Raw genomic sequence first — 13,594 nt, forward strand, 5'->3', positions numbered from 1 at the left:
CTAAAATGTAGTCAGTAGCAACAACAGAGTCCACCCCTACCCCATCTGTTGCTACTGACGCTAAATTCGGGACATCAAAAAAGAAACCAATAAAAAATTCAAAAAAAAGGAGACATATCACATGTTTAAGTCAACGAACAAGCGTATTCTGGAGCGTCCGATTTCTACCTTCCCTCTCGTACCAGATGGCGTATATAATGGTCAGCTCGAATCAGTCGAGATCAAAGAACTGGAAAGCAGCTTTCATCCCAATGGTAAACGTACAGCGGTCAATTTCAAGATCAACATCAAACTTCCAGATGACGAAGTAGAAACCTTGTATGTCTCCCCTACTTATACTTGGAGTATGAAAGGGAAGCTTATCAAACAACTAGACGATCTTGAAGCACTACCAGAACCAGGTGAATCACTAGATTTGGATCGTTTGGAAGGCATGAACGTGACTGTATATGTCGAGAACACTGAAAAAGACGGTCAGACCTACAGCAACATCGTAAAAATGACAAAAAGAAAGCCCGCTGAAGTACCGAGACCACCAATGCCTAGGAAGAGAGCTAACAAACCAGTTGAAGTGGACATAGACAGTTTCTTTGGCGATGACGATATTTAGATTTGGAACTGGATGATCTAACAGAACGTGGATAATAGTCATTGTCCCCTGTAAGTGATTTACAGGGGATCGTTTACCCATGTTTGAGACAAAGAGAGGAGAAACAGCATGTTTAGAACGGAGAAATCATCTACTGAGATGATACACATGCTCGAGATCTTGAGCAATCCCGATGAGGTACGAGAGCTACGGGTACTTCATACTAATAAAGGTACAGTGAGTGGGTACTTTAGTGACAACGACTCACTTGCAGAAGCAGCTCAAGTTTTCAATGGTGAGTTTCCTGTCTACGTGACCCTGAATCCTGTCAATCCAGCGTTACTTGCGCGTGCAGAGAATCGGGTTATGGAACGAGCCAAACAGACAACTAGTGATGCAGACATTGCCCATCGGTACTGGTTTCTTGTAGATTTTGATCCCGTACGACCGTCAGGAATTTCATCTACCAAAGAAGAGCACCAGGCGGCGGTGAAACTTGCTGAACAGGTGAAAGCTACTCTGCTTGAACAAGGATGGCCTGCTCCCCTTCTTGCAGATAGTGGTAATGGCGCTCATCTACTCTACTACATCGACTTGCCTAACTCTCATGAAAGTACGGAGCTTGTCAAAAAGGTTCTACAAGCATTGGACTTGCGATTTAGTACACATCAAGTGCAGGTCGACACGACAACTTATAACGCTGCACGTATCTGCAAACTGTACGGAACAATTGCTTGCAAGGGGGACAACACGAGAGAACGTCCCCACAGGTTGTCACAGATTCTTGATTGTCCGGATGAACTATTCCCGGTGTCTATTGAGCAATTGCAAACGGTAGCCAATCAATTTCCAACAGTAAAGGAGCCTCATAAAAAGGGAAAGAAGGCAGTGACCAATCGCTCTGAATTTGACCTCGAAACATGGCTAGCTGAGCATAAAATCGAAGTAGCATTTAAAGCACCTTGGCAAAACAAAGCAACAAAGTACGTACTGGACACTTGTCCGTGGAACGAAGCTCACACCAATCGGAGTGCCTTCATCATCAAGTTTGACAGCGGAAGCATTGCAGCAGGCTGCCACCACAACAGTTGTTCCCATAACACATGGGAAACGCTGCGGGATTTACTTGAACCAAACGAGAGAGATACTTCAAGTAAATCAAAGGATGGAGAAGAAACACAGGCGGACATTCTTATTCTACTTGGGGATGAAGCAACTTTTTTCAGAAACGACATGGAAGAAGCATTCGCAGCAGTAGAGATCAACGGCCACATCGAGCGCTGGAAAGTGAAAAGTCGTCCCTTTAAATTGTGGCTAACTAAAAAATTCTATGAGAAAACAGGCAAAGCACCTGGCACCGATGCGATGAATCAAGCCCTCGGTGTCATGGAAATGAAAGCCATGTTTAAAGGAGAACAGCACTCGCTACAATTGCGAGTTGCAGAGCTCGATGGCGCATTTTACTACGACCTAGCTGACAAAAGCTGGAGAGTTGTAGAAATAACTCCACAGGGTTGTAGCATTTTAGATAACCCCCCCACTCTTTTTGTGCGAAACAAGAACTTGAAAGCGCAAGCAGAGCCTGACTTTGATGGAGATCTTCGATGCGTTCTTAACCATGTGCGATTAAAAGATGCCGACGACCAATTACTCTACCTTGTTTATCTAGTTACCTGTTTAATCCCGAACATCCCTCATCCAGTTCTCGTATTGAGTGGAGAAAAGGGAGCATCGAAATCTACAACGATGCGAATGACGAGGTCGATTATTGACCCTGCAGTTCGTGATTTGCTTACTATGCCCAATAGTAAACAGGATCTCGCTCTTTCCCTAGCCAACAACTACATGCCATGCTTCGACAATCTCGACACGCTTTCCGCAGAAAAAAGTGACCTGCTATGTATTGCCTCCACAGGAGGAGGATTCAGCAAACGAACACTGTATAGTGACGATGACGAAACCATTTTAGAGTTTCTTCGCTGTGTCGGACTTAACGGGATTAATGTTGTAGCGACAAGAGCTGACCTGTTAGATCGCTCCATCGTGATTGAGCTAGAGCGGATTGACGAAAACGAACGAATGGAAGAAAAAGAAGTATGGAAGGCATTTAATGCGACAAGCCATCCATCGTCGGTGGCGCTTTGCACACACTTTCTAAAGCTATGGAGATCTACCCTACAGTACAATTGGACAAACTGGCACGGATGGCAGACTTCACACGTTGGGGCTATGCTATCGCAGAAGCACTAGGGTTAGGTGGGAAACGATTTCTTACGGCGTATTTCAACAATCAAAACAAGTCCAATGAAGAGGCTGTTTCTGCCCATCCAGTCGCTGCCACCGTCTTAGCACTGATGAAAGGGAGACACAAATACAAAGGGACAGTAGCAGAACTACTGAAAGACTTAGAATTGATTGCACTTAAAGAGAAAATTAACGTACATGTCCCATCTTTCCCGAAAGCCGCTCACATGCTGAGTCGCCGTTTGAAGGAAGTGAAGTCTAACTTGAAGCAGTTGGGCATTGTGTACGACATTCGTCATGCTGGGGATGCAAAGGTGGTTCGCATCGAAAAGCTACGATCAGCAAAACTCAATAATGAGGATAAACCAAATAATTTGAACGATATTACCCTGCCAAGAAAACAGCTACAGCTTTCTACTAAGGAATGGATAGATCTGAGAGACCCAATCGAGGATGAGATATAGTTCCGACCTATGATAAACCTAGCGTACCGTCAGAAGCGGAAGTACCGTCATTTTTCATTCTCAGATCGCGATCGTACTGACACTACTGACGCTACTTGCAGGTCATTTAAGGACATGTCTACCTCCCAGAAAAAACGAAAAGGCAGAGCATTCAGATATATATTATAAATTTGATCCCTACTGATACGATAGGGATTTTGAACACTAAAGGAACAGCAATTCTAAGTTATTAAAGCAAGTGCTCCACATGGCACTTCGTTACCCGACATCAATCGAGCTTAGAGAAAAACGTGTGGGTACGAGAAAGACTGAATACAGATGGGAGACATAAAACGATGATCCAAACACACAAAGCAACCATAACTCGCAAAAACCTGAAGAGCGGCCAGTACCTATCTGAGAAAATAATCGTGATCAAGGAAGAGGGAATTGACTACGACGCTGACAGCCGCTACTACTCCCCTGCCGTTAGCCTGCTCGAGAAAATGTTCGAAGAATTGAAGAATTAAAGAATTAAAGAACTAACTAACCACCCATTCCCTCCCCTCGACTGGGAGGGAAATTTATTTGAACAGAGGAGAAACCAACTATGAACAAAAGAGCAGCCATCTATGCTCGCTTCTCAAGTGACAATCAGCGTGACGAATCAATCGACGCTCAGATCCGTTCCATCGAAGAGTACGCCAAGCGCAACCACTACGAAATTGTAAAAATCTACGCCGATCGTGCTAAGAGCGCCACATCCGACAAGCGCCCTGAATTCCAAAAGATGATTCATGACAGTTCACTCGACCTGTTTGAAGTAGTCATCGTTCACAAACTTGACCGTTTCAGTCGTGACAAATACGACAGCGCTACCTACAAACGAAAGCTAAAGCAAAACGGAATCAAACTGGTGAGTGTCACCGAAAACTTAGACGGCTCACCTGAGAGTGTGATCCTTGAATCCCTTCTTGAGGGGATGGCTGAATACTACAGCAAAAACCTCGCCCGGGAAGTAATGAAGGGCATGAAGGAGAACGCCTACCAATGCAAGCATACAGGTGGTCTTGCACCTCTGGGCTATGATGTCGATCCAGCGACAAAGCAGTACATCATCAACGAAACGGAAGCTGCTCCTGTCAAAATGATTTTTTCTATGTACCTCGACGGATATGGCTACAATAAGATCATTGAAGCACTAAACACCAAGGGCTACAAAACCAAACTAGGCAAGCCTTTCGGCAAAAACAGCATCCACGACATCCTTCGGAACGAAAAGTATTCCGGTGTGTACGTCTTCAATAAAACCGCAAGCAAGAATGCTTTCGGTAAACGAAACGGACATGCCATCAAAGGCGATGAAGATGTGATCCGTATCCCTGACGGCATGCCAGCACTCGTCTCTCCCGAAGATTACCAAAAGGTCGTCGATAAAATGGCAGCAAACAAGCGCTCCCCTGCCGCTTATAAAGCAAAAGTATCATACCTGCTCAGCGGTCTGATTGTCTGTGGTGAGTGCCTGGAAAAGCTGGGTCAAGGCTTTGCTATGATGGGTAATTGCCGACCGATTGGTAGAAACAAGATGAAGTACGTCACCTACCGTTGCAGTAATAGAGACAACAAAAAGAATTGCGACAACAAAGAACTGCGCCGGGAGCATATCGAAAATTACATCATCTCCGAGTTGCACAGCAAAATTTTCAATGACGATGTGATTCCCCAACTGGTCGAGCAACTAAACGAACACCAGAATTCGTTGAATACCGAAAGACAAGAGGAACTGACAGCGCTCAAAGCAAAACTGCAATACGTCAGCAAGCAACTCGACAACATCGTTTCAGCAGTCGCCCAAGGCTTTACTCAAGCGTCTTTCCTGGAGAAAATGTCAGAATTGGAGGAACAGAAAAACAATCTTATGTTCAGCATCAAAGAGCTGGAAATGGACAACAAAAAAACAGTCATCACAGAGGACATCCTGAGACAACTGTTTGGCATGTTCAAGTCGTATGTAGCTGAGAAAAACATTCCTGAAATCAAGAAGTTCATCGGTAGTTATGTCGAAAAGGTGATCGTCTACAAAGAACATGTAGATGTTATATTCAAGATCAAAATTGTGGATTTGTTAGGTGGAGGCGGGGGGATTCGAACCCCCGTCCGAAAACAGCGATACATGAGCATCTCCGAGCGCAGTCACTCATTTAAATTTCGGTACCGGATTCGCGGAGTGACGCGCTGACCCGTTACCTAGCCTGATTGATCTTCTTCCTTCGGCTCCAGGCGGAAGCCTCCGGCGTATCCCACTAAAGTTGAGCGCTAGTCATGCCACATGGGCGATGGAATGGTAGCGCCTCACTGGTTATTAAGCAGCGAGAGAAAGTTGTTTGTTGCCAGTTAATGGCGTTCCGCGTTGTTGACGAGGTCCGCAGCCCCCCGGCTCGCTTCTCATGCTCTACCATCCCCGTCGAATCCAGAACGCCCCCAGGTAGGTGAGAAAAAGTCTAGGTGAAGAGCCATTAAATCCGCACCTAGACTATATTGAACAGTGTATAGGCTTGTTGTTGCTTATTAAATATAGCACAGGCGACAACCAAAACTCAACGTTGATTGCTGCCAAGCCTGCCAGTGCAATCCAATCAACCTTTTTGACGTTCGCGCAGAGCACGATCGATATCACGCGCAGACTCTTTTTTCTTGAGGTCTTCGCGCTTGTCGTAGTTCTTTTTTCCTTTGACAAGTGCGAGCTCGACCTTGGCCCAGCCGCCCTTCAAATAAATGCTGAGTGGGACCAGCGAGTAGCCTCTTTCGCGAATCAGACCATTGAGCTTGAGGATTTCCAAGCGGCGCATCAGCAGCTTGCGAGTCCGCTCTGGCTCATGGTTAAAACGATTTCCCTGCTCGTACGGACTGATGTGCACATTGTACAGAAGCAATTCGCCATTCTGCACACGGGCGAAGCTGTCCTTGAGCTGGACACGCGCCGCACGCACGGACTTGATCTCCGTACCGGTCAGCTCAATGCCTGCCTCGTATACTTGCTCGATGTGGTAATCGTGGCGCGCTTTTCGGTTTTGGGCGATTGTCTTGGTTCCGGCCTTCTCTTTTGACATGGAGATCACCTCACTTGTACGTACTGCGTTTCGTACCAGTTAGTCTAGCAAATTTTGCCCATTGTGACAAGTCATTTACCCGGTAAATAGCCATCCCCGAAAAGGGAAACGGATCGCTCCGAGTACTTTTCGGGGTTTAAACAATTGTTTAACGGCGTTTCCGTTTCACCTGACTGGCTACATTTTTGCGATTCTTTTTCTTGGACTTGACGAGATCTTCCCAGAATCCCTTCTGGCGTTTCGCTGGGGTATCTCCTTCTCCTGTACCGATTGGCAGCACTTCTTCACCGTTCGATGCTTTGCCCGATCCAGTACGACGAGGAGGTTTGTTCCCTTCCGCTTTGCGGCGATCCTTGTATTTCTGACGGATTTCCGCCGGATGCTTTTTATCCTTTTGTCGATCTGGTCGATCTGGTCTGCCAGGACGATCTGGTCGGCCTGCACGTGAACGATCTTGTTGCTTGCCACGTGTCGGCTTACGATCCCCACCGCGACCATCTATTACGCGTGGCGTGCGTTCACGGCTACCACGGAAGCCAGCCTTCGGCATCCCGACGATTTCGAAGTCGATGGTGCGTTCATCCACGTTGACATTCGCTACACGTACCTCGACGACATCCCCGATCCGGTACTGCTTTCTAGTACGCTCACCGACCAGCGCAAACATTTTCTCATGGTAATGATAGTAGTCGTCGGTCAAAAAGCTGACGTGCACCAAGCCTTCAATGGTATTAGGCAGCTCGACAAAAATCCCAAACGAAGTGACGCTGGAGATGACACCTTCGAATTCTTCTCCCACTCGCTCAAGCATGAACTCCGCTTTTTTCAGATCGTCTGTTTCACGCTCGGCATCGACAGCCAACCGTTCACGCTGTGACGCATGCTCTGCGATTACTGGCATTTGCTCTGCCCAGTACCCCAGACGTTTTTCTGATATTTGATTCCCCAACTCGATCCATTCGCGAATACGGCGGTGGACGATCAGGTCGGGATAACGGCGAATCGGCGAAGTGAAATGGGTATAAAACTCCGTTGACAAGCCGTAATGCCCCAGACTTTCCGCGTCGTAACGCGCTTGCTTCATCGAACGTAGCATGACGGTACTGATAATAATTTCTTCTGGCGTTCCTTTTACCTCTTCCAGCAGCTGCTGCAACGCACGTGGATGAACAGAATTGCCCTTCCCGCGGATCGAGTAGCCAAAATTCGTGATGAACTCCATGAAGGCCATGAGCTTTTCAGCGTTCGGGTCTTCGTGAATCCGGTACATGAACGGCTGCTTCATCCAGTGGAAGTGCTCCGCTACTGTTTCGTTGGCAGCGAGCATGAACTCCTCGATGATCTGCTCCGCAATCGATCTCGTGCGAAAGCCGATTTCCGTAGGTGTACCCGCTTCATCCACATAAATTTTCGCTTCGCGGAAGTCAAAGTCAATGGCACCACGCTGCATACGTTTTCCACGCAACTTCAATGCCAAATTCTTCATTTCCTCGAACATCGGGACGAGCTGGCTGTACTTCTCGATCAGCGCTTCGTCCTTGTCGTCCAAAATACTTCGTACATCCGCATACGTCATGCGCTCATCTGTACGAATCACGCTCAAAAATATATCGTACTTAACGGTGTTCCCGCCTGCATCCATCTCCATATCACAAGAAATCGTCAAGCGATCCACCTGCGGATTGAGACTGCATATTCCGTTGGACAAGCGATGTGGAAGCATCGGAATGACGCGGTCAACCAAGTAGACACTGGTACCGCGACGATACGCCTCATTATCCAGCTGGGACTTATCGCGAACGTAATAGCTCACGTCAGCGATATGAACGCCGAGTCTTACGTTTCCATTTGGCAGCTTCTCAAGAGACACCGCATCATCCAAGTCTTTGGCATCTGCTCCATCAATGGTGACCATCATACGATCACGTAAGTCACGCCGACCCTTGATCTCTTCCTCGGATATCTCATCTGGTGCCGCCTCAGCCTCAGCTAATACGTCCTCAGGAAAAGCCTCAGGCAAGTTAAACTTACGGATGATCGACAGAATATCGACGCCCGGATCGTTCTTATGTCCGAGAATCTCGACGACTTCACCCTCTGGATTCACACGCCCCTCTGGATAGCGAACGATGTTCACGACTACCTTGTGACCATCTACTGCTCCATTAAAGGAGTCCTTCGGGATAAAAATATCTTTGCCGATTCGCTTTTCGTCGGGGATGACAAACGCGTAATGCCTCTCATCCTTGAATGTCCCTACAACCTGCTTGATTCCGCGCTCGACAATGCGGATGATCTGCCCTTCCAGGCGATTGCCGCCCGCTTCTTTTTCCACGCGGACAAAAACCGTATCGCCATGGAGTGCACCATTCATATCATTCGCATGTACATATACGTCATCCGAGTCAGGTGTCTCCGGGATCACAAATCCAAAGCCCTTCGGATGACTTTGCAGACGTCCGCGTACCAGATTCATTTTTTCAGGCACGCCATACCGATTCGCTCTGGTGCGGATCACCTCTCCGCTCGCTTCCAGTGCATTCAGCGTTTTCACAAGCTCCTTGAACGTGACAGAATCCTTGATTCCAAACGCTTCTTCCAGTTCCCTCACCGTCATCGGGTGGTATGCTTGCTCTCGCATAAACGCGAGTATTTTTTCTTGGTCTTCCATTCACAAACCTCCTTTTTCGCGTGGCATTCCCGCGTTTCTCCATGACCATCCTATTATGTAGTATTCACCGTTCCTGCATATCGCAATCGGAATAGAGAAAAAGACAGCAAGTTGCACTCGCTGTCTTTCGGCCGTTCGTCTATTACGCTCCTGATTTCAAGAAATACCCGAGCAAAATCGCAAAAATCATGAAGCCAACCGCAAATACAACGGTCAGTTTCCCTAAAAGTGCGTCAATCCCGCGGGCTTTTTGTTTGCCCATCAGTTGCTCTGCGCCGCCACCAATCGCTCCGGAAAGGCCGGCACTTTTTCCCGATTGCAGCAACACGACGATAATTAAGCCAATACTTGCGATCACAAGTAAAATTTTCGCAGCCAATGCCATTTTCATTCACCTCAAAACGTATTTCCAAGGCGGAAAAAACCAATACAACAACTTTATCACACTTGTCTGGTAACAGCAACCCGCTATCCCTTCCATTTATAAGAGAAATTCTTTCAAATAATATTGACCGTTATAAGGTAGAATAAGAGCAACGTGTTTTTACGAAATAATGGCAAATTGTGTACTTTCTTTGTCTTGTTTGGTAGTCTCCTTGATATTGTCAAACTTTTGCCGTAAAATTACCATGAAACTTTATTATTTGCTTTGGGAGGTCTTTGTCAGATGGCTGGGTCCAACAAAAAAGACATGAATCAAAACGATGTAATTGATTCCGCGAAGGCCTTTTTCACTTCGTTTGGTATCTTGTTTCTAGTTTTTCTCATTGCACTTGTAGGATCAATCATTTTCCCACCAAAACATGGCGAAGAAGCCAATGGTGGCGGCGCACCAACTGCACAAATTGACGCTGCTGCTGTATTTAAACAAAATTGCGCTTCCTGTCACGGTCAAAATCTCGAAGGCATTGCAGGTCCAAACCTGACGAAAATTGGAGCAACGCTCAGCGCTGACGACATTGCTAAAATCATCAAAGATGGTAAGGGCGGCATGCCTCCTGGAATGCTGAAGAAACAACCAGAAATTCAAGCGGTTTCACAGTGGCTGTCGGAGAAAAAATAAGTACATAGATAGCCAGTAAGAGAGAAACACCGAAGACTCGTCCTCTTCGGTGTTTTCCGCGTTAATGGGGAGGCTTTTACATATGACCATCAAGATCGAAGCTTTGGGGAAACAAATCCACTCTCCCACGAGTACATGGTTGTTTCGTGACGTAAACGCTAGTATTAAAGAACCTACGATTATTGGAATTCTGGGAAGATCAGGCCAAGGAAAAAGCACCTTGCTCCGTATTTTGGGTCGTCTTCTGCACCCTGATGCCGGTAAGGTTTTTTTAGAGAATACAGAAATGGCATTGTGGGACGCGAAAGCTTGGCGAATGAAAATCAGTTATGTGGCACAGCAGGCTGTTATGCTGCCAGGCAGTGTGGAAGACAACCTGCGGACAGTAAGTACCTTGCATCAACGTCCTTTTGATAAGAAGCTCGCCTCTGACTTGATGGAGCAGTTATATATGGAAGAGATCGATTGGTCAAAACCAGCCGCTCAACTGTCCGGTGGTGAAAAACAACGACTCGCTCTCGTTCGCAGCTTGTTGCTTCAGCCACCTGTCCTGCTGCTGGATGAGGTCACCGCTTCACTCGATATGAAAAGCAAGCAGGCTGCTGAGCGTCTCCTCGTCGATTTGCACCGGCAAACGGGCACGACCTTAATTTGGGTCACGCATGATTTAGAAGAAGCGCGAGTGGCTTGCAAGCGCATTTGGTTTATGGCCAACCACCAGCTCGCAGAAGACGCTGAAGCTGAAGCGTTTTTCCACTCGCCCCAATCCGTTGAAGCTCGTGAATTTTTGCAAGATGGAAATGTCTATGCTGCTCCAACCGAGGTGCAGCGATGACGCATACTTTTACGTTTTCATACATGTGGCTACTCTTTGCCTATGCCTTTGTTTTCATTGCCCTTCTGCTCTCTGTTTGGCAGAAGCTCGGTTTGGAAAAAGACATTTTGATTGGCACCATCCGTTCGACCGTTCAGTTGCTCGCGATCGGCTATGTCCTACATTTTGTCTTTGCTGCCGATAGTGTCTGGTTTATTTTCGTGATCATTCTCATGATGATCTTGGTCGCTTCGTGGAACGCTGCCAGCAGAGCGAAGCATTTATCGGGGATCTTTTGGCGGATCTCCCTTTCACTTGCAATAACAGAGATCATCACCATGGGACTGTTGGTTGTACTCGGGCTTGTCTCTCCTACGCCGCAGTACCTCATCCCGATGAGCGGCATGATTATTGGCAGCTCTATGATCGTCACGAGCCTTTTTCTCACGCATATGAACAGAGAAGTAGAAGCCTCTCGTGGGGAAATCGAAACGCTGCTTTGTCTGGGAGCCACTACACGCCAAGCCGTGCATGTGGTGTTGAAGCGCGCTGTCAAAGCGAGCATGATTCCTACCTTTGACACGATGAAAACAATCGGACTCGTCCAATTGCCAGGGATGATGACCGGAATGATCGTCGCGGGTGCCAGTCCCATCGAAGCCGTGCGCTACCAAATCCTCATTATGCTCAGCTTCAGCTCCTCTGCGGCTATTTCGGCTGTTCTGATCAGCATGCTCAGTTATCAGCTCTGGTTTACCCGGGATTCTATGCTCCACTCGTAAATGCACACACTGCCGGACCTTTGCTCCCGGCAGTTTTTTTGTTTTTGTAATGAAATGCACCCTGAGTCGTCAAATTACAAGTAGAACGTACAAAAGGTGGTTCAGCTATGGACAAAAACGGTTTAATGGAGCAATGGTTCCTGCGCTATGGCGATGATATTTACAAATTTCTTATTTACTACACAGGAACCCGCGATGTAGAAGACCTCGTTCAGGATGTCTTTTTAAAAGCGCTTCGGTCTCTGGATGCATTCGAAGGCAGATCGCAACCGAAAACATGGCTATTGACGATCGCGAGGAATACCGCCATCGATCATAAACGAAAGCAACGTCTTCGTAATTGGCTGCCAGATAAATGGCTGGCGAATGTAGAGACGGAAGAAAAAACACCAGAAGAAGTTCTGCATGTACATGAGGAGCAGCAAGCACTTTATCATGCAATCCGTGAAGTAAAGCCCGCTTTTCGCGAGGTGCTCATTTTGCGTGGAGTCAAAGGACTGTCCTCCAAGGAGACGGCTGAAATACTTGGGTGGTCCGAAAACAAAGTAAACGTGACACTGCACCGTGCCATGAAGGCTGTCAGGGAAATACTTGAGCGTGAGAAAAAGGAGATGATTGGCGATGCGATCTAATTCAGACCATGACTTACTAGCTAAATTGAAAGGGATGCCGGATATGAAAATGAGCGGAGAACAAAAGCACGAGATCGTTTCTGCTATTCGCCAAACAAATGTGAGCAAATCTGGGGGGACTGCTTCTTATCGTGGTTTCTCTGCGCTTGGAAAGGGATTGGCCCTCTGCTCGGTACTTGCTGTGACCGTCTGGCTGGGAGCCTCACTCCTTACGAATCAACAACAGAGTACAATGCCGGGCACCGTTGCGCCTATTGCTCCTGGCTCTCCTACTGCTTCTCCGGGACCGGGTCCAAACAACAGCGTAACGACACCGCCATCTCCGCAGTCAGAGGAGCTCTTGTCACAAATTCGCTCAAATGCGAAAGAAGGCAGAGTTATCTCCCTTCCTTTCGTTCTAGAAAAAACGGTAGATGAAGTCGAAAAGGGCTGGGGAAAACCTGAGAAAACCTACACGGCAAATGGATTGATCTACTCCGCCTACCCGAAAAAAGAAGTCGTATTTGGCTACAACAAAGGTATGCAGATCGTAGACATGCACAGGACAGATTTACGTTTGCAGCAAATTAGCCTGTCTGCCGTCGAAAAGAGCTGGGGAAAGCCAGGGCGTATCAGCGAGTTTGGTAATCAAACGATTTACACCTACGATGTCACAAACAACTATCAGGTGAAATTCCACTTCCAAGGAACAAAAAGCACGAACAAGGAAGACCTGATTCTTGTTGAATACCATCTGTATTACCCGCAAGGAAACAAAAATCTCATGCTGTATGCGAACAATGCCGAGATTTTGCAAAGCGTGCGTGATCTCGCCCGGAAAGGCCAAACCTTTGGCAGTCAGTATCATATAGAAAAAGATATGTTCGATGACGCAGAAAAACAGCTGGGCAAACCGGATGTCGTCTCCTTCATCAATGGCATCACGTACAATACGTACCGGGATCTCAATCTAGTCTTCGCCTTTAACAAAGGAATGCAGATCGTTGATATTCGCTCCTACGACCCACGCCTGCAAGCAATCACACTTGCCGAGGTGCGTGAAACACTTGGGGAGCCAGCTAGCAAAACCACAACAGGCGGCCAAACCATCTACACCTACAAGGTAACCCCTGATTATGAATTAAAATTCATTTTCTCAGGTATCATGACCGATGACCCAAACACCCTCTACATCGATCACGTAAACATTTACTACCCACGAGGAACATTCAACAACATGGCAGGATAACCACACAAAAAAGACGGG

At 47.1% G+C, this 13,594-nt stretch carries 12 protein-coding genes, 1 other RNA gene and 1 pseudogene; 10 read left to right on the top strand and 4 right to left on the bottom strand.

All coding sequences use genetic code 11. The features are described 5' to 3' along the window. Window positions 1-121 precede the first annotated feature (121 nt). The 5 genes and pseudogenes from HPY28_RS19230 to HPY28_RS19250 form a co-directional block, all read left to right on the top strand. On the top strand, window positions 122-610 hold the full coding sequence (locus HPY28_RS19230) for a hypothetical protein (RefSeq protein WP_174231205.1): 489 nt from the start codon (window positions 122-124) through the stop codon (window positions 608-610). A gap of 108 nt (window positions 611-718) precedes the next feature. Beyond that, the gene (locus tag HPY28_RS19235) at window positions 719-2,839 is read left to right on the top strand and encodes a hypothetical protein (protein ID WP_174231206.1); all 2,121 of its coding nucleotides are present in this window, start codon (window positions 719-721) and stop codon (window positions 2,837-2,839) included. Then, entirely contained in the window at window positions 2,794-3,297 is a 504-nt protein-coding gene (locus HPY28_RS19240) for a hypothetical protein (RefSeq protein ID WP_174231207.1), read from the top strand. The genes HPY28_RS19235 and HPY28_RS19240 overlap by 46 nt, the downstream gene beginning before the upstream one ends. A 335-nt stretch (window positions 3,298-3,632) precedes the next feature. Next, window positions 3,633-3,806 (top strand): hypothetical protein, encoded by a 174-nt coding sequence (locus HPY28_RS19245; protein WP_174231208.1) that lies wholly within the window; start codon window positions 3,633-3,635, stop codon window positions 3,804-3,806. Between the two features lie 80 nt (window positions 3,807-3,886). Further along, window positions 3,887-4,906, top strand: a pseudogene (locus HPY28_RS19250) (recombinase family protein); the annotation flags it as partial. A gap of 497 nt (window positions 4,907-5,403) precedes the next feature. On the opposite strand, the gene ssrA reads toward HPY28_RS19250, so the two are convergent. The 4 genes from ssrA to secG all read right to left on the bottom strand — a co-directional run bounded on the left by ssrA (window position 5,404) and on the right by secG (window position 9,442). Then, window positions 5,404-5,759: a transfer-messenger RNA gene (gene ssrA / locus HPY28_RS19255) on the bottom strand. Window positions 5,760-5,912: 153 nt separating this feature from the next. Next, a complete protein-coding gene (gene smpB / locus HPY28_RS19260) occupies window positions 5,913-6,386 on the bottom strand; it encodes an SsrA-binding protein SmpB (protein ID WP_017251652.1) in 474 nt (157 codons plus the stop codon). A 148-nt stretch (window positions 6,387-6,534) separates the two neighbouring features. Beyond that, window positions 6,535-9,057 (bottom strand): ribonuclease R, encoded by a 2,523-nt coding sequence (gene rnr, locus HPY28_RS19265; RefSeq protein ID WP_174231209.1) that lies wholly within the window; start codon window positions 9,055-9,057, stop codon window positions 6,535-6,537. A 142-nt stretch (window positions 9,058-9,199) separates the two neighbouring features. Further along, window positions 9,200-9,442 carry a preprotein translocase subunit SecG gene (gene secG / locus HPY28_RS19270; protein ID WP_007728789.1) on the bottom strand — a complete coding sequence of 81 codons (243 nt, stop codon included), beginning with the start codon at window positions 9,440-9,442 and terminating at the stop codon, window positions 9,200-9,202. A 282-nt stretch (window positions 9,443-9,724) separates the two neighbouring features. On the opposite strand from secG, the gene HPY28_RS19275 reads away from it, so the two are divergent. From HPY28_RS19275 to HPY28_RS19295, 5 genes are all read left to right on the top strand, one after another. Then, window positions 9,725-10,120 (top strand): YqzM family protein, encoded by a 396-nt coding sequence (locus HPY28_RS19275; protein WP_007728788.1) that lies wholly within the window; start codon window positions 9,725-9,727, stop codon window positions 10,118-10,120. A gap of 82 nt (window positions 10,121-10,202) precedes the next feature. Further along, entirely contained in the window at window positions 10,203-10,955 is a 753-nt protein-coding gene (locus tag HPY28_RS19280; protein WP_174231210.1) for an ABC transporter ATP-binding protein, read from the top strand. After that, on the top strand, window positions 10,952-11,716 hold the full coding sequence (locus HPY28_RS19285; RefSeq protein ID WP_017251648.1) for an ABC transporter permease: 765 nt from the start codon (window positions 10,952-10,954) through the stop codon (window positions 11,714-11,716). Before HPY28_RS19280 ends, HPY28_RS19285 begins: the two co-directional genes overlap by 4 nt. Before the next feature lie 107 nt (window positions 11,717-11,823). After that, complete coding sequence (locus tag HPY28_RS19290) at window positions 11,824-12,348, top strand: RNA polymerase sigma factor (protein WP_017251647.1); 525 nt, start codon at window positions 11,824-11,826, stop codon at window positions 12,346-12,348. Further along, window positions 12,338-13,576 (top strand): YjgB family protein, encoded by a 1,239-nt coding sequence (locus HPY28_RS19295; protein WP_017251646.1) that lies wholly within the window; start codon window positions 12,338-12,340, stop codon window positions 13,574-13,576. The genes HPY28_RS19290 and HPY28_RS19295 overlap by 11 nt, the downstream gene beginning before the upstream one ends. Window positions 13,577-13,594: the final 18 nt, after the last annotated feature.

The sequence above is a fragment of the Brevibacillus sp. HB1.2 genome (assembly GCF_013332495.1).
In the GTDB taxonomy this organism is placed as follows: domain Bacteria; phylum Bacillota; class Bacilli; order Brevibacillales; family Brevibacillaceae; genus Brevibacillus; species Brevibacillus porteri.

What these genes read in the sequence shown, in the direction of transcription:
- HPY28_RS19285 (WP_017251648.1), top strand. Translation starts at nt 10,952, where the DNA reads ATGACGCATACTTTTACGTTTTCATACATGTGGCTACTCTTTGCCTAT.
- HPY28_RS19240 (WP_174231207.1), top strand. Translation starts at nt 2,794, where the DNA reads ATGGCAGACTTCACACGTTGGGGCTATGCTATCGCAGAAGCACTAGGG.
- smpB (WP_017251652.1), bottom strand. Translation starts at nt 6,386, where the DNA reads ATGTCAAAAGAGAAGGCCGGAACCAAGACAATCGCCCAAAACCGAAAA.
- HPY28_RS19275 (WP_007728788.1), top strand. Translation starts at nt 9,725, where the DNA reads ATGGCTGGGTCCAACAAAAAAGACATGAATCAAAACGATGTAATTGAT.
- HPY28_RS19235 (WP_174231206.1), top strand. Translation starts at nt 719, where the DNA reads ATGTTTAGAACGGAGAAATCATCTACTGAGATGATACACATGCTCGAG.
- rnr (WP_174231209.1), bottom strand. Translation starts at nt 9,057, where the DNA reads ATGGAAGACCAAGAAAAAATACTCGCGTTTATGCGAGAGCAAGCATAC.
- secG (WP_007728789.1), bottom strand. Translation starts at nt 9,442, where the DNA reads ATGGCATTGGCTGCGAAAATTTTACTTGTGATCGCAAGTATTGGCTTA.
- HPY28_RS19245 (WP_174231208.1), top strand. Translation starts at nt 3,633, where the DNA reads ATGATCCAAACACACAAAGCAACCATAACTCGCAAAAACCTGAAGAGC.
- HPY28_RS19290 (WP_017251647.1), top strand. Translation starts at nt 11,824, where the DNA reads ATGGACAAAAACGGTTTAATGGAGCAATGGTTCCTGCGCTATGGCGAT.
- HPY28_RS19230 (WP_174231205.1), top strand. Translation starts at nt 122, where the DNA reads ATGTTTAAGTCAACGAACAAGCGTATTCTGGAGCGTCCGATTTCTACC.
- HPY28_RS19280 (WP_174231210.1), top strand. Translation starts at nt 10,203, where the DNA reads ATGACCATCAAGATCGAAGCTTTGGGGAAACAAATCCACTCTCCCACG.
- HPY28_RS19295 (WP_017251646.1), top strand. Translation starts at nt 12,338, where the DNA reads ATGCGATCTAATTCAGACCATGACTTACTAGCTAAATTGAAAGGGATG.